At 72.7% G+C, this 20,678-nt stretch carries 20 protein-coding genes; 7 read left to right on the top strand and 13 right to left on the bottom strand.

From position 1 onward, the window contains the following. Nucleotides 1-282 precede the first annotated feature (282 nt). From ACIA6T_RS30260 to ACIA6T_RS30240, 5 genes are all read right to left on the bottom strand, one after another. Nucleotides 283-2,457, bottom strand: a complete 2,175-nt coding sequence (locus ACIA6T_RS30260; protein ID WP_399449686.1) for a 3-hydroxyacyl-CoA dehydrogenase NAD-binding domain-containing protein — start codon at nt 2,455-2,457, stop codon at nt 283-285. Between the two features lie 39 nt (nt 2,458-2,496). Then, a complete protein-coding gene (locus ACIA6T_RS30255; RefSeq protein ID WP_399449685.1) occupies nt 2,497-3,711 on the bottom strand; it encodes an acetyl-CoA C-acetyltransferase in 1,215 nt (404 codons plus the stop codon). Nucleotides 3,712-3,786: 75 nt separating this feature from the next. Continuing rightward, entirely contained in the window at nt 3,787-4,935 is a 1,149-nt protein-coding gene (locus ACIA6T_RS30250; protein ID WP_399449684.1) for a long-chain specific acyl-CoA dehydrogenase, read from the bottom strand. After that, nucleotides 4,932-5,957: an LLM class F420-dependent oxidoreductase gene (locus tag ACIA6T_RS30245; protein WP_399449683.1), complete on the bottom strand. Its 1,026-nt coding sequence runs from the start codon at nt 5,955-5,957 to the stop codon at nt 4,932-4,934. Before ACIA6T_RS30245 ends, ACIA6T_RS30250 begins: the two co-directional genes overlap by 4 nt. Continuing rightward, nucleotides 5,957-7,111 carry a CaiB/BaiF CoA transferase family protein gene (locus ACIA6T_RS30240; protein ID WP_399449682.1) on the bottom strand — a complete coding sequence of 385 codons (1,155 nt, stop codon included), beginning with the start codon at nt 7,109-7,111 and terminating at the stop codon, nt 5,957-5,959. Before ACIA6T_RS30240 ends, ACIA6T_RS30245 begins: the two co-directional genes overlap by 1 nt. Nucleotides 7,112-7,373: 262 nt before the next feature. Here ACIA6T_RS30240 and ACIA6T_RS30235 point away from each other — a divergent pair, with 262 nt between their 5' ends. The 4 genes from ACIA6T_RS30235 to ACIA6T_RS30220 all read left to right on the top strand — a co-directional run bounded on the left by ACIA6T_RS30235 (nt 7,374) and on the right by ACIA6T_RS30220 (nt 11,099). Then, nucleotides 7,374-8,096 (top strand): TetR/AcrR family transcriptional regulator, encoded by a 723-nt coding sequence (locus tag ACIA6T_RS30235; RefSeq protein WP_385194165.1) that lies wholly within the window; start codon nt 7,374-7,376, stop codon nt 8,094-8,096. An 87-nt stretch (nt 8,097-8,183) separates the two neighbouring features. Continuing rightward, nucleotides 8,184-8,693, top strand: a complete 510-nt coding sequence (locus ACIA6T_RS30230) for a DUF4334 domain-containing protein (protein ID WP_399449681.1) — start codon at nt 8,184-8,186, stop codon at nt 8,691-8,693. After that, entirely contained in the window at nt 8,690-9,781 is a 1,092-nt protein-coding gene (locus ACIA6T_RS30225) for an NAD(P)-dependent alcohol dehydrogenase (RefSeq protein WP_399449680.1), read from the top strand. Before ACIA6T_RS30230 ends, ACIA6T_RS30225 begins: the two co-directional genes overlap by 4 nt. A gap of 124 nt (nt 9,782-9,905) precedes the next feature. Beyond that, complete coding sequence (locus tag ACIA6T_RS30220; RefSeq protein ID WP_399449679.1) at nt 9,906-11,099, top strand: TetR/AcrR family transcriptional regulator; 1,194 nt, start codon at nt 9,906-9,908, stop codon at nt 11,097-11,099. A gap of 126 nt (nt 11,100-11,225) precedes the next feature. Here the strand turns inward: ACIA6T_RS30220 and ACIA6T_RS30215 are convergent, their stop codons facing one another. The 5 genes from ACIA6T_RS30215 to aztB all read right to left on the bottom strand — a co-directional run bounded on the left by ACIA6T_RS30215 (nt 11,226) and on the right by aztB (nt 17,137). Next, nucleotides 11,226-12,425, bottom strand: a complete 1,200-nt coding sequence (locus tag ACIA6T_RS30215; RefSeq protein WP_399449678.1) for an oxygenase MpaB family protein — start codon at nt 12,423-12,425, stop codon at nt 11,226-11,228. 318 nt (nt 12,426-12,743) lie between these two features. Next, nucleotides 12,744-13,949, bottom strand: coding sequence for a zinc metallochaperone AztD (aztD, locus tag ACIA6T_RS30210; protein ID WP_399449677.1), 1,206 nt, complete (start codon nt 13,947-13,949; stop codon nt 12,744-12,746). Nucleotides 13,950-14,072: 123 nt separating this feature from the next. Next, nucleotides 14,073-15,032 (bottom strand): zinc ABC transporter substrate-binding protein AztC, encoded by a 960-nt coding sequence (gene aztC / locus ACIA6T_RS30205; RefSeq protein ID WP_399449676.1) that lies wholly within the window; start codon nt 15,030-15,032, stop codon nt 14,073-14,075. After that, nucleotides 15,029-16,279, bottom strand: coding sequence for a hypothetical protein (locus ACIA6T_RS30200; protein WP_399449675.1), 1,251 nt, complete (start codon nt 16,277-16,279; stop codon nt 15,029-15,031). Before ACIA6T_RS30200 ends, aztC begins: the two co-directional genes overlap by 4 nt. A 6-nt stretch (nt 16,280-16,285) precedes the next feature. Next, on the bottom strand, nt 16,286-17,137 hold the full coding sequence (aztB, locus tag ACIA6T_RS30195) for a zinc ABC transporter permease AztB (protein WP_399449674.1): 852 nt from the start codon (nt 17,135-17,137) through the stop codon (nt 16,286-16,288). A gap of 14 nt (nt 17,138-17,151) precedes the next feature. On the opposite strand from aztB, the gene aztA reads away from it, so the two are divergent. The 3 genes from aztA (at nt 17,152) to ACIA6T_RS30180 (ending at nt 18,736) form a co-directional block, all read left to right on the top strand. Next, the gene (gene aztA, locus ACIA6T_RS30190; RefSeq protein WP_399449673.1) at nt 17,152-17,904 is read left to right on the top strand and encodes a zinc ABC transporter ATP-binding protein AztA; all 753 of its coding nucleotides are present in this window, start codon (nt 17,152-17,154) and stop codon (nt 17,902-17,904) included. A gap of 93 nt (nt 17,905-17,997) precedes the next feature. Then, the gene (gene rpmF / locus ACIA6T_RS30185; protein WP_399449672.1) at nt 17,998-18,168 is read left to right on the top strand and encodes a 50S ribosomal protein L32; all 171 of its coding nucleotides are present in this window, start codon (nt 17,998-18,000) and stop codon (nt 18,166-18,168) included. Between the two features lie 112 nt (nt 18,169-18,280). Continuing rightward, the gene (locus tag ACIA6T_RS30180; RefSeq protein ID WP_399449671.1) at nt 18,281-18,736 is read left to right on the top strand and encodes a Fur family transcriptional regulator; all 456 of its coding nucleotides are present in this window, start codon (nt 18,281-18,283) and stop codon (nt 18,734-18,736) included. Between the two features lie 240 nt (nt 18,737-18,976). Here the strand turns inward: ACIA6T_RS30180 and rpsR are convergent, their stop codons facing one another. Genes rpsR through ACIA6T_RS30165 form a run of 3 tightly spaced genes read right to left on the bottom strand, consistent with a single transcriptional unit; the run spans nt 18,977 to nt 20,678 of the window. Further along, complete coding sequence (gene rpsR, locus ACIA6T_RS30175) at nt 18,977-19,219, bottom strand: 30S ribosomal protein S18 (RefSeq protein WP_399449670.1); 243 nt, start codon at nt 19,217-19,219, stop codon at nt 18,977-18,979. Between the two features lie 47 nt (nt 19,220-19,266). Next, nucleotides 19,267-20,424: a CobW family GTP-binding protein gene (locus ACIA6T_RS30170; protein ID WP_399449669.1), complete on the bottom strand. Its 1,158-nt coding sequence runs from the start codon at nt 20,422-20,424 to the stop codon at nt 19,267-19,269. Further along, on the bottom strand, nt 20,421-20,678 hold the full coding sequence (locus ACIA6T_RS30165; protein WP_399449668.1) for a type B 50S ribosomal protein L31: 258 nt from the start codon (nt 20,676-20,678) through the stop codon (nt 20,421-20,423). The genes ACIA6T_RS30170 and ACIA6T_RS30165 overlap by 4 nt, the downstream gene beginning before the upstream one ends.

Raw genomic sequence — 20,678 nt, 5'->3', positions numbered from 1 at the left:
CACCCCCCAGGTCATCGACTTCGACAGGGGGACACAGTCATGCCGGGCCCGGAGGCCAGCGGCCCCATTGCGGAGCCGCGAAGAACATAACGGGGAGGCGGGGGCCGCCCGTGGGTCCGGTCGGCCGGGGACGCAGGGCCCCGCCCACGGAACCCGCCAGTGCTCAGGAGGCACACGACGCCGCGAACCCCCGGAACGAATGCCGACCGGAAACCGACGGCCCCGCCCACGGAACCCGCCAGTGCTCAGGAGGCACACGACGCCGCGAACCCCCGGAGCGGGTCAGGAGTCGGTGAAGGTCTCGCCCCGTTCGGCCTTGCGCAGCAGCAGTTCGGGCGGGGCGAAGCGCTCGCCGTGCTTCGCGGCCAGCTCACGCGCGCGGGCCACGAAGCCGGGCAGGCCGCCCTCGTAGCCGTTGATGTACTGCAGCACGCCGCCCGTCCACGGCGGGAAGCCGATGCCGAGCAGCGAGCCGATGTTGGCGTCCGCCACCGAGACCAGCACGCCCTCCTCCAGGCAGCGCACCGAGTCCAGCGCCTCGACGAAGAGCATCCGCTCCACCATCTCGGTCAGGTCGGCGGGCTGCTTCGCGGGGTCCGTGAAGTGCTCGCGCAGCCCCGGCCAGAGCCCGGCGCGCCTGCCGTCGACGTAGTCGTAGAAGCCCGCGCCGCCGGACCGTCCGGGGCGGCCGAACTCGTCGATCATGCGGTCCACCACCGCGTCCGCGGGGTGCGGCTCCCAGGAGCGGCCCGACGCCTCGGCCGCGCGGCGGGTCTCCTCGCGGATACTGCGCGGGAGGGTGAGGGTGAGTTCGTCCATCAGGCCGAGGACCTTGGCCGGGTAGCCGGCCCGGGCGGCGGCCTGCTCGACGGAGGCGGGTTCGATGCCCTCGCCGACCATGGCGACGCCCTCGTCGATGAAGCGGCCGATGACCCGGGAGGTGAAGAAGCCGCGCGAGTCGTTGACCACGATCGGCGTCTTGCGGATCTGCCGCACCAGGTCGAAGGCGCGCGCCAGCGCCTCGTCCCCCGTCTTCTCGCCCCTGACGATCTCCACCAGCGGCATCCTGTCGACCGGCGAGAAGAAGTGCAGGCCGACGAAGTCCTGTGGCCGCTGCACCCCTTTGGCGAGGACGGTGATGGGCAGGGTGGAGGTGTTGGAGCACAGCAGCGCGTCGGGGGCGACGACCTCCTGTATCTCCTGGAACACCTTGTGCTTGAGGCCGGTGTCCTCGAAGACCGCCTCGATCACCGCGTCGCAGCCGGCCAGGTCCCGGACGTCGGCGGTCGGGGTGATGCGGGCCAGCAGGGCGTCGGCCTTCTCCCGCGTGGTGCGACCGCGCGACACGGCCTTGGCGCACAGCTTCTCCGAGTAGCCCTTGCCCTTGGCCGCCGCCTGTGCCGACACGTCCTTCAGCACGACGTCGATCCCCGCCAGCGCGCAGGAGTGGGCGATGCCCGCGCCCATCATGCCCGCGCCGAGCACGGCCACCCTGGTCACCCTGCGCGGCTCGACGCCCCGGGGACGGCCGGCGCCGGAGTTCACGGCCCCCAGGTCGAAGAAGTACGCCTGGATCATGTTCCTGGTGATCTGCCCGGTGACCAGTTCCGTCAGGTACCCGGCTTCCACCACGAAGGCCGTCTCCACGTCCACCTGGGAGCTCTCCACGGCCGCCGCGAGGATGTTGCGCGGGGCCGGGTACGGGGCGCCGCCCGTCTTCTTCTTCAACATCGCCGGAAGGGCGGGGAGTTGGGCTGCCAGCTGCGGATTCGAGGGGGTGCCGCCGGGGATGCGGTACCCGGGGGCGTCCCAGCGCTGCGCGGACTCGGGGTGGGCGTCGACGAACGCCCGCGCCTTGGCGAGGAGTTCGTCCGGACCGGCGGCGATCTCGTCGACCAGGCCGGCCTCCAGGGCGCGCGCCGGCCCGTACCGGGTGCCCTCCAGGAGGACCTTCCGCAGGGCGTCCGCCACACCGAACATACGGACCGTGCGGGTCACTCCCCCGCCGCCGGGCAGCAGCCCCAGGGTGACTTCGGGAAGCCCGACACGGACGGCCGGGCCGTCCAGCAGCACGCGGTGGTGGCAGGCCAGGGTGATCTCGTAACCGCCGCCCAGGGCCGCGCCGTTGATCGCGGCGACGACCGGCTTGCCCAGTGTCTCCAGGACGCGCAACGAGCGCTTGACGCGCATCCCGGCCTCGAAGGAGGCCTCCGCGGTCCCGGGAGTGACGGAGATCAGGTCGCGCAGGTCGCCTCCGGCGAAGAAGCTCTTCTTGGCGGAGGTGACGATGACGCCCCGGACGGTGTCGCGGCGTTCCGCCAGCCGCGCCGCGACGGCGTCCAGCGAGTCGATGAACGCGGCGTTCATGGTGTTGGCGGACTGGTCCGGGTCGTCGAGGACGAGGGTGACCACGTGGTCGTCGGACTCTTCCCAGCGGATGGTGGTGCTCTCGGTCATGAGGAAGTCTCCGTGAGTGAGGTGGCGGGTCGCTGGGATTCAGAGGCGTTCGACGACGGTGGCGATGCCCATGCCGCCGCCGACGCACAGGGTGGCCAGCCCGTACCGCAGGTCGCGGCGGACCAGTTCGTCCACGAGGGTGCCGAGGATCATCGCGCCGGTCGCGCCGAGCGGGTGCCCCATGGCGATGGCGCCGCCGTTGACGTTGACCCGGTCCGGGCTCAGCCCCATGTCCCTGACGTAGCGCAGGACGACGGCGGCGAACGCCTCGTTGATCTCGACCAGGTCGATGTCGTCGACGGTCAGGCCGGCCTTGGCGAGCGCCTTGCGGGAGGCGGGCGCGGGCCCGGTCAGCATGATGGTGGGGTCGGCCCCGGAGACCGCGGCGGAGACGATCCGGGCCCGCGGGGTCAGGCCGTGCCGCCCGCCGGCCTCCTCGCTGCCGATGGTGACGAGCGCGGCGCCGTCGACGATGCCGGAGGAGTTGCCCGCGTGGTGGACGTGGTCGATCCGCTCCACCCAGTGGTACTTCTGCAGCGCCACCGCGTCGAAGCCGGCCAGTTCGCCGATGTCCGCGAAGGACGACTTCAGCCTGCCCAGCGATTCGGCCGTCGTGCCGGGCCGCATGTGCTCGTCCCGGTCGAGGACCAGCCGCCCGCTCCGGTCCCGCACGGGGACGACGGAGCGGTCGAAGCGTCCTTCCTTCCATGCGGCGGCGGCCCGCTCCTGGGAGAGCGCGGCATAGGAGTCCACGTCGTGCCGGGAGAAGCCCTCCAGGGTGGCGATCAGGTCGGCGCCGACGCCCTGGGGGACGAAGCCGGTGTCGTGGTTGGTCCGCGGGTCCAGCGCCCAGGCGCCGCCGTCACTGCCCATCGGGACCCGCGACATGGACTCCACGCCGCCCGCCAGGACCAGGTCCTCCCAGCCCGAACGGACCTTCGCCGCCGCCATGTTGACGGCTTCGAGACCGGACGCGCAGAAGCGGTTCTCCTGGACGCCCGCCACCGTCTCCGGCAGACCCGCGAGGACGGCGGCGGTGCGGGCGATGTCCGCGCCCTGGTCGCCCAGGGGGCTGACCACACCGAGGACGATGTCGTCGATCGCCGCCGGGTCGAGGGCCGGGAAGCGGCGGAGGATCTCGTGGATCAGGCCGACGACCAGGTCGACCGGCTTGGTGCCGTGCAGGGCCCCGCCTGCCTTGCCGCGACCGCGCGGGGTGCGGATCGCGTCGTACACGTACGCTTCGGTGCTCACCTTGGGTGCCTTCCGGGTCGAATCTGAAGGAGCCGCGAACGCGACACGGGTGTGGTCGGGGAGGTCGGCCGGCGCTCAAGCGAGCAGGGAGCGGCCGATGATCTCCTTCATGATCTCGGTGGTGCCGCCGTAGATGGTCTGGATGCGGCCGTCGACGAACGCCTTGGCGACCCGGTACTCGGTCATGTAGCCGTATCCGCCGTGGAGTTGCAGACAGCGGTCGGCGATCCGCTTCTGCAGTTCGGTGGCCCACCACTTGGCCATCGAGGCGTGTACGGCGTCGAGTTCGCCCCGGCTGTGTTCGGTGACGCAGCGATCGAGGAAGGTGCGGGTGACCGCGGTCTCGGTGGCCATCTCGGCGATCTCGAAGCGGATGTGCTGCAGTTTGGCCAGCGGCCTCCCGAACGCCTCGCGTTCCTTCACGTACCGCGTGGTGACGTCCAGGATCTCCTCGGCCGCGGCGGCGGCGCCGACCGCGATGGCCAGCCGTTCCTGGGCGAGGTTGCCCATGAGGTGGGTGAAGGCCCGGTTCTCCTCGCCCAGCAGGTTCTCCTTGGGGACGCGTACGTCGTCGAAGAACAACTCGGCGGTGTCCTGGGCCTTCTGGCCGATCTTCTCGAGGTTGCGGCCCCGTTCGAAGCCCTCCGTGCCGCGCTCGACGACGAGCAGGCTCTGCCCGCCGCTGCCGCCCTCGGGGGTGGTGCGGGCGACCACGACGACGAGGTCGGCGAGAATGCCGTTGGAGATGAAGGTCTTCGCGCCGTTGAGCAGGTAGTGGTCGCCCCGGTCGGTGGCGGTGGTGCGGATGCCCTGGAGGTCGGAGCCGGCGCCGGGTTCCGTCATGGCGATGGCGGTGACGAGGTCGCCGGAGACGAATCCGGGCAGCCAGCGGCGTTTCTGCTCCTCGGTGGCGAGCCGGGTCAGATAGGGGCCGACGATGTCGTTGTGCAGGCTCAGGGCGAGCCCGGAGGCACCCGCGCGGGCGAACTCCTCGATGAGGACGGCGCTGTACCGGAAGTCGTCGGTCCCGCCGCCGCCGTACTCCTCGCCGACGGCCATGCCCAGCAGGCCCTGGCGGCCCGCCGAGCGCCACACCTCGCGGTCGACGACGCCGTCCTTCTCCCAGCGTTCGTGGTGCGGGGCCACCTCCTTGGCGAGGAAGGCGCGGACGGTCTCGCGGAAGGCCTCGTGGTCGGGGCCGTACAGATCGCGTTCCAGGGTCACAGCCAACTCCTCACGTGCTCGATCAGCCGGGCGGGATCGGGGCCGACGGGGGTGACGTCGAGCATGGTCACGCCCGCCTCGCGGAACGCCTCGACGCGGTCGCGGACGTAGCCCTCGGGGCCGGCCAGGCAGAGGAGCTCCAGCAGTTCGGCCGGTACGGCGGCCTCCGCGTCCTTCTTGCGGCCCGCGAGGTAGTGCTCCTGGATCGTGGCGGCGGCGGACTCGTAGCCGTAGGAGCAGACCAGGTCGTGGTAGAAGTTGCGGCCGGGTGCGCCCATGCCGCCGACGTAGAGGGCGACGGTGGGGCGCATCAGGTCACGGACGGCCTCGGCGTCGTCGCCGATGGCCAGCGGGCCGCCCGCCACGACCGAGAGCGGGCCGAGCGCGGGGTCGCGCCGTGCGGTGCCCTCGGCGAGCGGTCCGCCCCAGACCTTGGCGGCGTGTTCGGGGACGTAGAGGAACGGCAGCCAGCCGTCGGCGAGTTCGGCGGTCATGCGGACGTTGGCCGGGCCGAGCGCGGCGACGTACACGGGGACGGTGTCGCGGACCGGGTGGTTCAGCAGTTTCAGCGGTTTGCCGAGGGTGCCGCCCTTCTCGGCCGGCAGGGGCAGGTCGGTGATGCCGTGGTGCTCGATCACCTCGCGCCGCCAGATCCGCCGGGACAGCTCGATCACCTCGCGGGTGCGGCCCAGCGGGCGGTCGTAGCGGCGGCCGTGCCAGCCCTCGACGACCTGGGGTCCGGAGGCGCCGACGCCGAGGATCGCGCGTCCGCCGGTGAGGGCGTCGAGTCCGGCCGCGGTCTGGGCGATCAGCGCGGGGCTGCGGGAGTAGACGTTGAGGATCGCCGAGCCGATCCGCATCCGCTCGGTCTTCGCGGCGAGGTATCCCATGACCGTCGGGGAGTCGAAGCCGTAGGCCTCGGCCACCCAGACGGCGTCGAGCCCCGCGGACTCCAGGGCGGCGGCCCGGTCCGCGGCGGCGCGCGGGTCGCCCGCGTACGTCAGGGGTGAGGAGAGTTCCATCAGCGGTGGTCCTCGATCAGTTCGGGTACGTCCCAGTCACGGGCCACGTCGGTGGTGTGCGCGCCGGGGGCGGCCGGGGGGAGGCGGAGGGTGCCGGGGGTGTCGGAGAAGCGGGGGGCGGGGGCGGGCTGGGTGATGCCGTACGCCTCCGTGTAGGTGCCGCGTCCGGTCAGGTGCCGGTGACCGGCCGCCTCGTGCAGCGAGAGCACGGGCGCGACGCAGGCGTCGGTGCCTTCGAAGAGGGCCGTCCACTCCGCACGGGTGGCGGTCCTGAACCGGGCGGTGAACACGGCGCGCAGCTCGGGCCAGTTGCGCGGGTCGGCGCGGTCCGGCAGGTCCTCGCCGTCCAGGCCGAGCAGGGAGACGAACACCGTGTAGAACTGCGGTTCCAGGGCGCCGACCGCCATCCAGCCGCCGTCGGCGGTCTCGTAGACGCCGTAGTGGGGGCAGCCGCCGTCGAGCAGGTTGTGACCGCGGGCGTCCTGCCAAGTGCCCTCGGCGAGCATGCCCCAGAACATGGCCGTGAGGTGTGCGGTGCCGTCCACGATCGCGGCATCCACCACCTGGCCGCGGCCGGTGGCGCGGGCGGTGAGCAGCGCGGCGAGGACGCCGGTGGTGAGGTAGAGGGAGCCGCCCGCGTAGTCGCCGAGCAGGTTGACGGGGACGGCGGGTGGTCCGTCCGGCGTGCCGATCATGGACAGGGCGCCGGCGGTGGCGATGTAGCCGATGTCGTGTCCGGCCAGGGAGGAGAGGGGCCCCCGCTGGCCCCAGCCGGTCATCCGGCCGTACACCAGCGCGGGGTTGTCGGCCATGCACTCCTCGGGGCCGACCCCGAGCCGCTCCGCCACACCGGGCCGGTACCCCTCCACCAGGATCTCGGCGCGCGCCGCCAGCGCCCGTACCGTTCCCGGTCCTTCGGGTGACTTGAGGTCGACCAGGACGGAGCGCTTGTTGCGGTTGGTCACGTCACGGGCGGGATCGCCGCCGAGCGGCGAGGGACCGGGGCGGTCCACGCGCACCACGTCGGCGCCCAGGTCGGCGAGGAGCATCGCGGCGAACGGACCGGGGCCGATCCCCGCCAGTTCGACCACGCGCACGCCGTCCAGCGGGCCCGCCGTGCGGCGGCCGGGTGGGTCGGGAGGGTGCTGGCTCATGGGTTCCTCTCTCGGTGCGCGGTGGGCTCGCCGCCGCTCGACCGGGACCTTACTGAGCGTTCGCTAAGAACGTAGGAGAGTGCGGACAGTCGGTCAACTACCTTGACTGCGGGAGTTTTTACGGCCCCGCACCGGGGAAGCGACATCGAGCCGGACGCCGGTCTCCCCGTTTTCCTGATCGATCGCTAAGCTGCCGGAAGGAGATGACGCGGACTCACGGCCGTACGATGTCGCCGATCGCCGCCCGTCTTGAGGAGAGTCGTTGAGCACCGAGCCGAGCCAGGACACCACGCCCTCGACGGAGCACTGGCGCTCCTACGGACCGCTCGACCTGCACCCGATCCTGGTCCACGCCATGGAGGCCTTCAACGAGCACGGCTACCACGGCACTTCGGTCCGGGACATCGCCGGCCGGGTCGGCGTCACCGTGCCCGCGCTGTACTACCACTACGAGAACAAGCAGGCGCTGCTGGCCACGCTCCTCGAGACCTCCATCAAGGACGTCCTGGACCGCTGCCGGACCGCGGCCGGGGAGGCCGGGGACGATCCGCTGGCCCGGTTCTGCGGCATGGTCGAGTCGATCGTGCTCTACATGGCCCACCGCCAGCAACTGGCCTTCCTGGACACCGAGATCCGCAGCCTGGAGCCGCAGAACCGGGCCCGCTACGTCGCCCTGCGCGACTATCTCCAGCACATGCTGCTGGACACGGTCGAGGCGGGCCGTGCCCGCGGCGTGTTCACCACGCCGGTCCCGGCCGACGCGGTGCGTGCGGTGCTCATCATGTGCCAGGGGGTCGCCAACTGGTTCCGCGAGGACGGCCCGCTCACCGCGGAGGAGGTCGCCGAACGCCATGTGCTGCTGAGCCTCGGCACCGTGGGCCACCCCGGCGCGGTCACCGGCGACCCCGCCCTCGCACTCCCGCGGCACTTCTCCCCCGCGCGGACCCGGGCCTCCCGGGGTCCGGCTCCGCGCGCCTCCCGGTGACGCGGCACGGCACCGCCGTACGGCACCGCCGGCCACATCCCCACGTTCCACCCCCATGGTTCCAGCACCGACGAGAGGACAGCCCACATGGACGTGCTCGAGGCCCGCGCCCGGTTCCAGGAGCTCCGGGAGAAGGACGGCCCGGTCGACCCCTCCGAACTCGACGAGATCTGGGCGGCGTTGGCGACCGTCCGCCCCGAGGAGATCCTCGGTGAGTGGAAGGGCGGCGAGTTCGACACCGGCCACCCCCTCAACGGCACGCTGGCGAAGGCCGGCTGGTACGGCAAGACGTTCGCCGCCGTCCACGACGCCAAGCCGCTGATCTGCCGGAACGAGAAGGGCGAGCTGTACTCCAACCGTGAGCTCGGCATGGGCGAGGCCAGCCTGTGGACCGTCGAGTTCCGCGGCGAGTCGACGGCCACCATGGTCTACGACGGCCGGCCGGTCCTCGACCACTTCAAGCGGGTGGACGACACCACACTGATGGGGATCATGAACGCCAAGGGCGTCCCCGCCGAAGGCCCCTTCTACTACTTCTTCCTCCATCGCGCCCCCGATGCCCCGCACGGGGCTCCCCGTGCCGAAGAGGGCTCGTGAGGCGTGTCCGCGCCGCGGTCACCGAGGCGCCGGGTGCCCCGTTCACCGTCCGGGACGCGGACCTCGAGGACCCGCGGCCGCACGAGGTGCTGGTGCGGATGGCCGCGGTCGGCGTCTGCCACACCGACCTGGGGATGCGGGACACCTGGCCCCGGCACCTCACCCCGATGGTCTTCGGCCACGAGGGCGCCGGCCGGGTCGAGGCGGTGGGCGCGGAGGTGACCGGTCTCGTACCGGGGGACCATGTCTGCCTCACCTTCGCCAGTTGCGGCGCCTGCGAGCAGTGCGCGGCGGGCCATCCGGCCTACTGCCACACCGCGCGGGCCCGGAACTTCTCCGGTGGACGCGACGACGGCACCACCCCGCTCTCCCTCGACGGCGCACCGCTGCACGCCGGCTTCTTCGGCCAGTCCAGCTTCGCCACGTACGCCGTCGTCCACGAACGCGGCGTGGTCAAGGTGCCCTCCGGCCTGCCGGCCGTGGTCGCCGCGCCGCTGGGCTGCGGCGGCCAGACGGGCGCGGGCACCGTGCTCAACCGGCTGCGCCCCGGACCGGGCTCCTCGCTGGTCGTCCTGGGCGCGGGCGGGGTCGGGCTGAGCGCGCTGATGGCCGCGGTGGCCGTGGGCTGCGACCCGGTGGTGGCCGTCGACCCGGTCGCCTCCCGCCGCGCCCTGGCCACCGGACTGGGCGCCAAGGCGGCCCTGGCCCCCGGGGACGGCCTGACGGCGGCGCTGCGCGACCTCACCGGCGGCGGCGCGCACCACGTCGTCGAGACCACCGGCCGTCCGGAGATGGCCCGCCGGGCCGTCGGCGCGCTGCGCCCGCGCGGCGAACTCGCCCTCCTCGGCCTCGGCGGTGAGGTGACGTTCGACGTGACGGTCCTGCTCGCCAAGGGCGTCCGCGTCCACGGGGTGATCGAGGGGGACTCCGACCCCGGCCGCTTCATCCCCGAGCTGATCGGCCTGCACGGGCGCGGCCTCTTCCCGGTCGAGCGGCTGGTCACCACGTTCCCGTTCGAGGACATCGGCGCGGCCGTGGCCGCCATGGGGGACGGCAGCGTGGTCAAGCCGGTGCTCACCTTCGCCTGAACCTTCACCTGGCCGGCCGCTCCCGCACCGGGAGCGGCGGTGCCGGACCGTGTGCCCGCTCGCGTCCTGTCGGTCCGCTCCGAGGGAGCCCGGCCCGCTGACGGTGTGTGATTGACTGATCGGCATGGCTCCCGCCTCCCCGCCCGCCCGTTCGGCCGCGACCGCCCCGGCCGCGGCCACCCGGCCCCGCAACCGCAAGCAGCTCATCGTCGAAGCGGCCGGGCGGGTTTTCAGCGAGCGCGGCTACCACAAGGCGTCCATGGAGGAGGTCGCCGCCGGTGTGGGGATCACCGCGACCGCTCTGTACCGGCACTTCCCGAACAAGTACGCGCTGTTCGCCGCGTGCGCCCACGTCATGGTGGACGGGTTGGTCGCCGCGCTCGACGAGGTGCCGTCCGGGGCGTCCCTGACGGACGTGCTCACCGCCGTCACCCGGGTCACCGTCGCTCATCGCGCGTCGGGCGGCGTGTACCGGTGGGAGGCCCGGTACCTCGACCGTGAGGACCGCCGGCGTCTCGCGGTGAAGTTCGGCCGTCTCGTCGAGCGGGTCGACGAGGCGGTGCAGCACGAGCGCCCGCTGCCCGACGAGCGGCTGCGGGCCATGGCGGCCCTCGGTGCGATCGGGTCCATCACGATGCACCGCACCTCCATCGCCGGGCGCCGGGCCGAGGAGCTGCTGCTGGCGTCCGCGCTGCGCGTGGCCGCGACCGATCCGGCGGCGGGCCGGCCGGGCACGCGCCCCGTCGAGCTGCCCGCCCGGCCGGTGCCGCGCACACGGCGCGCGGAGATCCTCGCGGCCTCCGTCCCGCTGTTCGCCCGGGACGGATTCGCCAACGTCACGAACGGACAGATCGCTCAGGCGGTGGGGCTCACCCCGTCCGCGCTCTACCGGCATTACCCCGGCAAGATCGACATCCTGGCGGCGGCGTGCCTCCAGGCGGCGGGGCTGCTGGCCCAGGGTGTGGAGCGGAGTCTGCACGAGGTGGCCGGCCCGCACGACGCCGTCGTCATGCTGGCGGCGACGTATGTGGCCTACAGCTTCGAGTACACCGAACTCAACAGCGTCGCCGAGGCCGAGCTCGCCGGCCTGCCGGCCGACCTGCGACGGCCCCTGCTCCTCGCCCAGCGGGAACACATCGCCGTCTGGGAGCAGCAGTTGCGGCTGGTCCGTCCGGAGCTGGACCCGCGCCAGGCCAGGGTACTGGTGCACGCGGGGTTCGGTGTGGTGGTCGAGGCGGGACGCAGACTGCGGTGGCGGGACAGCCCCGGCCGTCGTGCGGCCGTGACCGCTCTGGTCGTGGGCGCTCTGGGTCTCTGAACGGCCGCCGGAACCCGGCAGCGGCGGGGCTCCGCGCCGGGAGGCGCCTCGTGCGGGAGTCACCCTGATGCCCGCCCCTCGGTCCGTCTGCCGCGGGGCGGGCGCGGGCGGGACCGGTTCGGCGGCTCAGCCCGCCCTGTTCCCGGTGGGGATCGTGATGGGGGTGGTGGTCCCGGAGGAGCCCTTGTTGAGGAACAGCATGGCCAGGGCGCGCACGAACTGGTCGAACATGTAGAAGGTGCCGGGCATGACGGGCGACAGCCCCTCACGGAACAGGATGAACGCCGGCCACGCGGTGCGGACCAGGGCCGCCGCCGCGTAGTCGCGCTTCAGTCCCAGCCAGTCGCCGACCTCGTCGCTGAGGACGTAGCGCACGAACTCGTTCAGGAACCCGCGCGTGACGCCGAGGTCGATCTGCGCGGTCAGGCCGAGCAGTTCCTCGGCCAGCTTGATGCCCTCGGTCGACGGGGTGAGGATCGGGGTGAGCACCTGCGCCGACTGCTTCTCGGCGGCCGCCCAGGTCTTGGGGATGTGCTCGTACGGCACACCGAGCAGGTGGACGGCGACCTGCCACGAGTGCAGGAACGCCTCCTGGTCCGCTGCCGGGTACGGGATTCTCCAGTCGAGCAGCTTCCGGTGCACGTAGGTGCCCAGGCTGTGGAAGGTGACGAGGATGTCGGCGGCGCTGATCGGGACGGTCTCGTCGGCGACCGCCCGCCAGTGCGGCGACTGCGGCAGCAGGTGGCGTACCGCGGCGTGCACCACGCGCGTCTTGTTGGCGGTGACGACGAACTGTCCCGTCGGCTCGAAGGCTCCCAGCTGGGACAGGTCGTAGCCGAACGTGAACGTCTTGGCCGCGCGGTCCTGCATGTCGGCGCCGCCCGCGGACCAGTAGACGCTCTTGGCCTCGCGCGGGATCACGGTGCTCATGATGCCGCTGCCGAGGCCGTACAGCATGAAGAGGTACGTGTCCCGGCGCCGGTTGAAGTCGGCGGCGCGGGCCAGTTTGGCGGGGTCGGCCCAGGAGGGCAGCCGGTTGACCTGCCGCAGGTACGCGGCGAATTCGGCCGGCAGGCCGCCGGGCAGCGGGTCGTCGTTGTTCACCCAGGACGCCCATGCGGTGTTGATCGCCGGAACGTGTCCGTCGTCGAGCATCGAAGCCATCAGGGGGTCCGCCGCGTCGTCCCAGATCCACTCCGGACCGGTTCCCGCGGCGGCCCCCGTCACCGAGCCCTCCGACGCCCATGCCCGGACGGGGTTCGCCACACCCACGAGGCCGAGTGCGACACCTAGTGACAGGGCCTTTCGCCTGCTGAGGTTCTCCATTGACTTACCTGCTTCCCTGATGGGCCAGATGGTTCCAGATGCCTTCGCAGACCTGCCGGTTGCGCGACCGATGCGTGAGGGATCTCGTCGCACAGATGTGATTTTCGATTAACATAGCGAGGTGTGTCGCTGTCGGCAATGGTCATGACAGAAGGCTCGTCACCGATGTCGGCCCACGGCCCGCCGGCTCCTCTCCGACGCGACGTCAGGAGGCGCCGCGCGGGCTCGGCGAGCGGGTCGAGGTCGCCTGCGGCGGCGCCCCGGCCGCGCCGGATCGGGCCGGCGGGCCGGGGCGCCGTCGCCTTGCCGAGTCGGCCGTCAGTGGCCGGCGGTGACGCCGGAGAGTTCGTTCGTGCTCTTCGGCAGGGTCACCGACGCCAGTTTCTCACCGGTCTCGATGTCGACGGCGTGGAGTCCCCGCTCGCCCGGTTCGGAGACGTACGCGGTGTGGCCGCGGACGAAGAGGGTGGGCCGGGGCTGCTGCCAGTCCAGCGGTTCCTGCCACGCGTCGACGACGGGGATCTCCTTCTCCACCTCGCCGGTCCCGGGGTCGATGACGTGGAGGGTGCCGTTCGTGCCGAGGACGAGCGCCTCGCCGTGCGGTCCGCGTCCGAGTGAGCGGAAGGAGTAACTGGTGCCGAGGTCGACCAGGCGCAGCTTCGCGGTCCTGGTGTCGATGAGGGAGATACGGGTGGGCCGCTCCAGTTCGGCCTCGGGGTCGGTCTTGTAGTCGCCCAGGAGGACCGGCGAGGCGTCGCTGCCCGCCTGGTTGCCGATGCGGCCGTAGTCGTCGGGGGCGTCCACCTTGGTGAACTCGCCGTCCTTGTAGATCAGGACGCCGTCCTCGCAGCCGACGGCGACGGCCTCGCCCTGGGCCGCGGCCTCGCCGTGGACGCCGGGGCAGCTCTCGTTGCGCGCGATCTCCTTGTCGTTCTTGTCCAGCACCAGCGCGCCGGTGCGCTTCTCCTCGGTGCCGAGGGTGGTGAGGAGTTCACCGCTGGCCAGTTCGATGGCGACGCCGTGGTGTGCCTCGGCGGAGGTGTAGGTGCGCCCCTCCGGCTTCTTGCCGCTGCTCAGGTCGGCGGGGTCGAAGACGTTGACCTCTCCGGTGCCGTCGGTGAAGAGCGCCGTCCTGCCGGCGTGCCGTACGACGTGTCCGGGCTTGGCCCCCTCGTAGGTGATGCCGGTGAGGGTCTGCCCGGCGGCGTCGAGGACGCGGAAGCCCGCGTCGGTGGAGACGATGACGTGGTCGTCGTCCCCGGCGGGGTTGACCCGGTTGAAGCCGGGCAGCTCGATGGTCCTGGTGAGTTCGAGGCTCTCGCCGTCCAGGATGTACAGGCCCCCGTCGAAGGTGGCGACCAGCGGGTCCTTGACGTCGCCGGCGGGTGTGGCGCCGGGCGTCGCCTTCGCCGCCTTCGTGTCGGACGAGGCGCCGTCCCCTCCCCCGCAGGCGGTCAGGACCGCGGACACCGCGAGGGCGAGGGCCGTACCGGAGACGGCTCTGCCGCGTATCGACTTGTTCACTGTGTGTGTTCCCTTCCGGCCGCGCGGGCGCGGCGTCGGTGTGGTGGGTGGGTGGGTGGGTGATGGGTGATGGGTGATGGGTGGTGTCGGCCGGTCGTGCCGGCCCGGCACGACGGTGCGGGTTCAGCCGGTGGTCAGGCCGTCGGTCATGGCCTCGGTGTTGGCGCGCATCATCCGCAGGTAGGTGTCGGCGCCCCCGCCCTTCCCGGTCAGCGACTCGGAGTGGAGCTCGACGACGCGTACCTCGCCGCCGAGTTCCGTGCGCAGGACCTCGGCCAGGCGGGTGGGCCGGGAGGAGTCGGCGAAGACGGTGCGCACGCCCGCTTCGCGCATGGCCTCGGTGAGCGAGCGCAGGTCGGAGGAGCTGGGTGAGGCCAGGGTGGTGCCGCTGGGGATGACCGCGCCGATCACCCGGAAGCCGAAGCGGTCGGCGAGGTAGCCGAAGACGTGGTGGTTGGTCACCAGGGCGCGCCGGTCCTCGGGTATGCCGTCGAAGGACTTCTCCATCCAGGTGGTGAGGCCGGCGAGTCGTGCGTCGTAGCGCCCGGCGTTGTCCCGGACCGCCTCCTCGTCGACGCCGTCCACGTTCTCGATCACCTGGTCGGCGATCAGACCGGCGGCTTCGCGCACGCGGTCGGGGTCGGTCCAGAAGTGCGGGTCGGGCTGCCCGGCCTCCTCCTCGGGACCTCCGTCGGCCTGCTTCCGGAAGGTGAGCGGGTCCACCGCCCTGCCGGCCTCGAAGGTGGCGACGCCGGACTCGTGGGCGGCCTCCACGTGCCGCAGTACGTTCTCCTCCAGGCCCAGGCCGTTGAAGACCACCAGGTCGGCGCGTTCCAGTTCGGCGGCCTGCACGGCCGACAGGCCGAAGGAGTGCGGGTCGGCGTTGGGCTTCATCAGTACGGTGACCTCGGCCTCGTCGCCGACGACCTCGCGGGTGATGTCGCCCAGGATGTTGGTCGTCACCACGACCCGGGGCCGCTCGTCGCCGCTCGTGCAGGCGGTGGCCGTACTCGCGCAGACGAGGGCGGTCAGGACCGCCAGGAGGCGGCGCGGCCGCGGAACGGTTCGCCTCGGTGTCGTCATCGTCCGGTCTCCACCATCAGCGCGGGCTTCATGTCCAGGTCGAAGGTGCGGGCGACGCGCAGGCCGTCGTTGTAGTCGATCTCGTGCACGCGGCTGCCTTCCGGGTCGTTGAGGTAGGCGCGGCTGCGGTCGACCTCGATCACGGGTCCGCGTCCGCCACCGCCCGCCCGCGGGTTTCCGGTCAGGAGCCGCCCGGTCCGGGCGACCTGCTCGCCGGTGGCGGTGTCGTAGCCGTGCAGTGCTCCGTCGGTCTCCAGGACGAGCAGCGGGGAGCCCTCTCCGGCGGTGTTGGCCGCGACGACCGGGCCGGTCTCCACGCGGGTCCACGTGCGTTCGGTGACGTCCAGCACCCACACGGCCCGGTCCCCGGCCGGTGCGGTGAGGGTGTCGCTGCCCGCGCGGTGGCGGAAGGACGACGCCCGTTCCCCCGCGGGCAGGTCGCGGCCGTACGGGATCCTCTCGGCCGTGAAGTCCCCGTCGTCCTCGCGGACCAGCAGGGCGCCGTCGGCGCAGCCGAAGACGACGCCGCGCCGGGTGACGGCGTCGCCCGCCGGGTCCTCGCAGGTGGTGTCCGGGGACTCCACGCGCCCGCCCTCACGGTCGTACACCGCGACCTTCGGCGTGCCGCCCTGCCCGTCGCCGGTGAGGGTCAGCAGGTGTTCCGCGTACGGCACCACCGTCCCGGCGTGGGTTCCGGGGAGCGTGCGGGGGGAGCCGACGCGGCCCTCCTCCAGGTCGGCCCGGCGGTGGACCGTGGCCCGGCCGTCCTCACCGGTCACCGCGGTGACGGCCGCGTCGCCGCGCACCCGCGCGCCCGAGCCCGCCGGGAACCTGCCGGCGTCGCGTATCGCGGCGCGGTAGTAGTGCACGTGGTCGCCGTGGTCCACCGTCCAGGTGCCGGCGTCGAGGACGCGGGTGCCGTCCGGGGTGTGGAAGTAGCCGAACCGGCCGTCCGTGGTGAGTTCCGTGGTGCCCGTCGTCCGGGACTCCTCGTGTGCCCCGCCGGTGATCAGGTCCAGTACACGGGTGTCTCCGGTGGCCGGGTCGTTGAGCACCAGCCGTGACTGCTGCTCGGCTGCCTCCTGTGCTCCTTCGACGTACCCGTGCGGGGTGGCGGAGGCCGTGGAGCCCGCTTCCGGGGAGGACGTGCCGTCGTCCTGCCCCGCGCAGCCCGCGGTGAGCAGCACGAGGGCCACGAACGCGGCCGGCACCCCGGCAGTAACGTTTTTTCGGACGAACAAGGACATCGCCTCTCAGGTCTTTCTCAGTCGGTCGCCGGCCGGGTGGGTGCGGCGGTGGCGGATGCCGGATCCCAGGTGGGAGAGGAAGAACAGGCTCACGGCCAGGGCGGAGACGGTCGCGCCGGCGGCGGTGCCCAGGTGCCAGGACAGCAGCAGGCCGCAGAAGGTGGCGGTCACGCCGAGCAGCGCCGCGAGGACCATCACGCCCCGCACACCGCGCGCCCAGGGCAGCGCGGCCGCCGGCGGAGCGATGAGCAGGCCCAGCACCAGCAGCGTCCCCACGATGTGGAAGGAGGCGACGATGGCCAGCGCCAGCAGGCCGAGCAGCACCGCATGGGCCAGACGCGGACGCAGTCCGAGGGTGCGGGCCTTGCGCGGGTCGAACGCCAGGGCCAGGAAGGCACGGTGGCCGAGGACCGAGACGGCCAGGGCCAGCACGAGGGCCACGCCCAGCAGCGCCAGGTCCTGTTCGCGCACGGCGAGGACGTCACCGAAGAGGAAGCCTGTCAGGTCCACCGCGAAGGACTGCGACCGCGACACGATGATGACGCCGAGCGACAGCATCCCCACGAACAGCAGCCCGATACCGGTGTCCTGGGACAGCCGCGGGGTGCGGCCGAGGGCGGTGACACCGGCCGTCATGACCGCCGCGCTCAGCAGCGCCCCCACCATCGGGTTGCCGCCCAGCAGCGCGGCGAGCGCCACTCCGGGCAACAGCCCGTGCGACATGGCGTCACCGAGGAAGGCCATCCCCCTCAGCACCACCCATGTGCCCGCCAGGGCGCAGATCGCCGACACCAGAATCCCGCCCCACAAGGCGCGTTGCACGAAGGTCGCCTCGAAAGGGGCTGTCAACCACTCCATGCGAGCACACTACAATGAAAATCATGTTCAAAAAATCCGGCCTCCCCTCCACCGCCCCCGAGGACACGACGACCCGCATCCGCTTCACCGAGCTGTCCGCGGGCTACGCCGGCCCTCCGGTGCTCCACCGACTCACCGGTGAAATAACGGCGTTGGCCACCACAGCGCTCATCGGCCCGAACGGCAGCGGGAAGTCCACCCTGCTCGGCGTCCTGGCCGGAGTGATCCGGCCCACAGCGGGCGAGCTGCACCACGCCGGCAGCCGGCCACCGGCGTTCGTCCCCCAGCGCGGCGCGGTCGGTGACGCACTGCCGTTGACGGTCCGGCAGACCGTGGAAATGGGGCGCTGGGGCGAACGCGGCCCGTGGCGCCGGCTGACCCGGCGGGACCGTGCCACCGTGGACGCGGTCATGGACCGCATGGGCATCGCCGGTCTGGCCGCCCGTCAGCTCGGGGACCTGTCCGGCGGACAGAGGCAGCGCGCCCTCATCGCCCAGGGGCTCGCCCAGGAGTCGGACCTGCTCCTGCTCGACGAGCCGACCACCGGGCTCGACCCCGAGGCCAGGGAGCGCATCGCGACGCTGCTGACGGAGCTGGTCGCCGACGGCGTGACCGTCGTCCACGCCACGCACGACCTGGACGCCGCCCGCGCGGCCGACGCCTGCCTCCTGCTGCGCGAGGGGCGTCTGGCGGGACAGGGACACCCCGACCTGATCCTCACCCCGTCGACGCTCGCCGGCACCTGGCAGCCGGGCGGAACCGCCTGATGCGCGCGTCCCGGCGCCCATCGCGCATGAAAACCGCTGTCGCATGCTGACGGTGTCTCCCGTACGACCGTTCCGAACCGAGAGGAACCGCCCATGGCCGTGCCCAAGCGCGAGATGTCCCGCAGCGGCACCCGTCACCGCCGCGCCCGGTGGAAGGCGAGCACTCCGAACCCGGTACCCGTCACGGTGAGCGGCGTGACCCACCGGGTGCCACAGCACCTCGTGCCCGCCTGCCGGCGGGGGCTGTCGCGTCCCGAGGACTGAGACCGGCGCCCGGCCGGGCCTGTGCGCGGCCTTCTCCGGTCCGGGCGTGGTGCCGTCCGTGCCCGCTCCGGCGGTGCCCGGACGGCACCCATGAACGACGGAAGACACATTCGTGCGCGGAACGGCCCGCGGCGAGTGGCGCACCGCCCCGCGGCGAGCCGCGGTCCTCGAAGCCCCGCGCGGCTGGGACGACTTCGTCCCGGCGCAGAGCCCGCACGCGGCTCCGGCCGCGGACGGCACGGCGGTGGGGCTGACCACCGTCTGCCGCACGCTCCGGTCGCCGGAAGCGGCCGGGCAGGTCGACGTGGTGCGCGACAGCGGCGGCGAGCGTTTCCACCGGACCAGGCCGGACGAGGGCCACCGCCACCACCTCGTCTGCCGGGTGTGCGGCCTCAGCCCGGCCGTCGGCTCCGGGGAGGTCGAGGAGCGGGTGGCGGGGCTCGCACGCGACGTCGGGTTCCACGCCGTGGACCACACCGTCGAACTCACGGGCGTGTGCGACGGCTGCCGGCCCGGGACCGTCGGATCACCGAACAGGCTGGTGACCGGCCGGGGCACGGACGCGTGATCCGTGGAGCCGGTTCCCCGGTTACGGTCCTGCTGCCCGGGCCGCCGGAGCACCGCGCCCCCGGCCGGGCAGCACGTCGCCGACCGCCGTCGGCACGAGTGGTGCGCCGACGGACAGCACGGCCGTGCGCCCGGCCGCGTCGGCGTGATCGGCACCCGCGCGGGTGCCCGGCCGCACCGCCCGCCGGGGCGGCGTTCGTCCCGCCGGGTGGGCGGGACGAACACCGTTCGCCGGCAGGGTTCAGCTCTGTCGGGAACCGTAGGGAAGCAGGGCCATCTCGCGCGCGTTCTTGACGGCCCGCGCTATCTGCCGCTGCTGCCGGCGTGTCACATGGGTCACCCGGCGGCTGCGGATCTTCCCCCGGTCGGAGATGAACCCGCGCAGCAGATCGGTGTCCTTGTAGTCGACGTAGGTGATGCCGGCGGTGTCCAGCGGGTTGGCGCGTTTCGCGGTGCGCCGGTCGGTGCTCGTGCGTCGGGGCATGACGGGATCGTTCCTTTCTTCGCACACCGTGCGGTGCGTACGCGGCTTCAGGACACCGGGTCGAGCAAGTCGTCGAACACGTGCGGAAGTTGTTCCCAACGGTTCCGGCCCGCCGCGTATTCGTCATCGGTGAGCAGGCACGAGTCGAGGAGGGCGTGCGGGTTGTCGCGGTCCAGGCCGGGAGCGGTGAAGGTGAGGTACTGGCGGCGGTCGCCGTGTTCCGGGTGCCAGTCCACCGAGGTGGCGACGCGGCGCTCCGCGGGCACCATCTCCCAGGCGGCGTCGGGCAGGGCCGCCAGCCAGGGACCGGCCGACTCCACGCACAGCGCGCCGCCCGCGGCGTCCCAGGAGAGCAGGGTGTCGGGGCGGTCCGCCAGCCAGAACCGCCCACGGCTGCGCGCGGCGGCGCAGGTCAGGTCCTCCAGCGCCGCGTAGAGGCGCTGTGGGTGGAAGGGCCGCTCGTGCCGCCAGACGAAGGTGCTCACACCGTGCTCGTCGCATTCCTGCGGCAGCAGCGCGCACGCGGGATGCACGCGGGCGGTGGCCGCTTCGGGGTCGAAGCCCGCCAGCAGGGCGGTGCCCAGGGCCCCGCTTCCCGCGGTCACCTTGCGCGCGCCGGGCGTGAGCTGGGCGAGCAGCGCGCGGTCGCCGTCGTCGGCGATCCCGTCGTCCTCGACGACGGCGATCACTGTGGGGTATTCCAGTTGCCGGGCGAAGGTGTCGGCGACTGTGCGCCGGTCGGCCGGGGCGGCGGCGAGGCCCACGTCGGCGAGGTCGTCGCCGTTGGTCAGGTACGGCAGGACCAGGGCGGGGTCGACCACGGTGGCCACCCCGGTCAGTGCCAGCGGCGCGCCCTCGGACGCGATGACCGGGGTCATGCCGTGGGGTTCGACGGAGTCCCACAGTTCCACGACGGCCAGCCGGTGAGCGCCCGTTTCCGCGAGCCGTGTCAGTTCCGGGACGAGGTCCTCGCGCAGCGCGCAGCACGCGCAGTCGTTCACCAGGGGCGCGTCCCCGCTGTCGAGCAGGCCGTCGGCGTCCCGCACGGTCCGGTGCACCGAACCGTCGACGGCGGACGTCAGATCGTGGTGCAGGGCGACCGCGCCGGGCACCGCGCGCAGAATCTCGTCGACGGCCGCCCGGCGGGCGTCGGCGTGGAGTCCGGCGACGATCGCGACCGGCAGCCGTGCCCGGCCCCCGCTCACTGTCCGCTCCGTTCGCGTCCGTAGCGCCGCTCGAAGCGCTCGACCCGGCCCGCGGTGTCCAGGACGCGCTGGGTGCCGGTGTAGAAGGGGTGGCTCGCCGAGGAGATCTCGACGTCGATGACCGGGTAGGTGTTGCCGTCCTCCCACTCGACGGTCCGGTCGCTGGTGGCCGTCGACCGGGTGAGGAAGGCGAAGCCGGCGGCCCGGTCGCGGAAGACGACGGGGCGGTACGGGGGGTGGATTCCGGGCTTCAC

Source organism: Streptomyces sp. NPDC051740 (genome assembly GCF_044453165.1).
GTDB lineage: Bacteria > Actinomycetota > Actinomycetes > Streptomycetales > Streptomycetaceae > Streptomyces > Streptomyces atrovirens.
Note: the sequence above shows the minus strand (reverse complement) of the source record. Positions and strands in the feature narration are given on the sequence as shown.

What these genes read in the sequence shown, in the direction of transcription:
- aztA (WP_399449673.1), top strand. Translation starts at nt 17,152, where the DNA reads ATGAAAATCATGTTCAAAAAATCCGGCCTCCCCTCCACCGCCCCCGAG.
- ACIA6T_RS30240 (WP_399449682.1), bottom strand. Translation starts at nt 7,111, where the DNA reads ATGAGCCAGCACCCTCCCGACCCACCCGGCCGCCGCACGGCGGGCCCG.
- rpmF (WP_399449672.1), top strand. Translation starts at nt 17,998, where the DNA reads ATGGCCGTGCCCAAGCGCGAGATGTCCCGCAGCGGCACCCGTCACCGC.
- rpsR (WP_399449670.1), bottom strand. Translation starts at nt 19,219, where the DNA reads ATGCCCCGACGCACGAGCACCGACCGGCGCACCGCGAAACGCGCCAAC.
- ACIA6T_RS30220 (WP_399449679.1), top strand. Translation starts at nt 9,906, where the DNA reads ATGGCTCCCGCCTCCCCGCCCGCCCGTTCGGCCGCGACCGCCCCGGCC.
- ACIA6T_RS30230 (WP_399449681.1), top strand. Translation starts at nt 8,184, where the DNA reads ATGGACGTGCTCGAGGCCCGCGCCCGGTTCCAGGAGCTCCGGGAGAAG.
- ACIA6T_RS30215 (WP_399449678.1), bottom strand. Translation starts at nt 12,425, where the DNA reads ATGGAGAACCTCAGCAGGCGAAAGGCCCTGTCACTAGGTGTCGCACTC.
- ACIA6T_RS30260 (WP_399449686.1), bottom strand. Translation starts at nt 2,457, where the DNA reads ATGACCGAGAGCACCACCATCCGCTGGGAAGAGTCCGACGACCACGTG.
- ACIA6T_RS30245 (WP_399449683.1), bottom strand. Translation starts at nt 5,957, where the DNA reads ATGGAACTCTCCTCACCCCTGACGTACGCGGGCGACCCGCGCGCCGCC.
- aztC (WP_399449676.1), bottom strand. Translation starts at nt 15,032, where the DNA reads ATGACGACACCGAGGCGAACCGTTCCGCGGCCGCGCCGCCTCCTGGCG.
- ACIA6T_RS30200 (WP_399449675.1), bottom strand. Translation starts at nt 16,279, where the DNA reads ATGTCCTTGTTCGTCCGAAAAAACGTTACTGCCGGGGTGCCGGCCGCG.
- aztB (WP_399449674.1), bottom strand. Translation starts at nt 17,137, where the DNA reads ATGGAGTGGTTGACAGCCCCTTTCGAGGCGACCTTCGTGCAACGCGCC.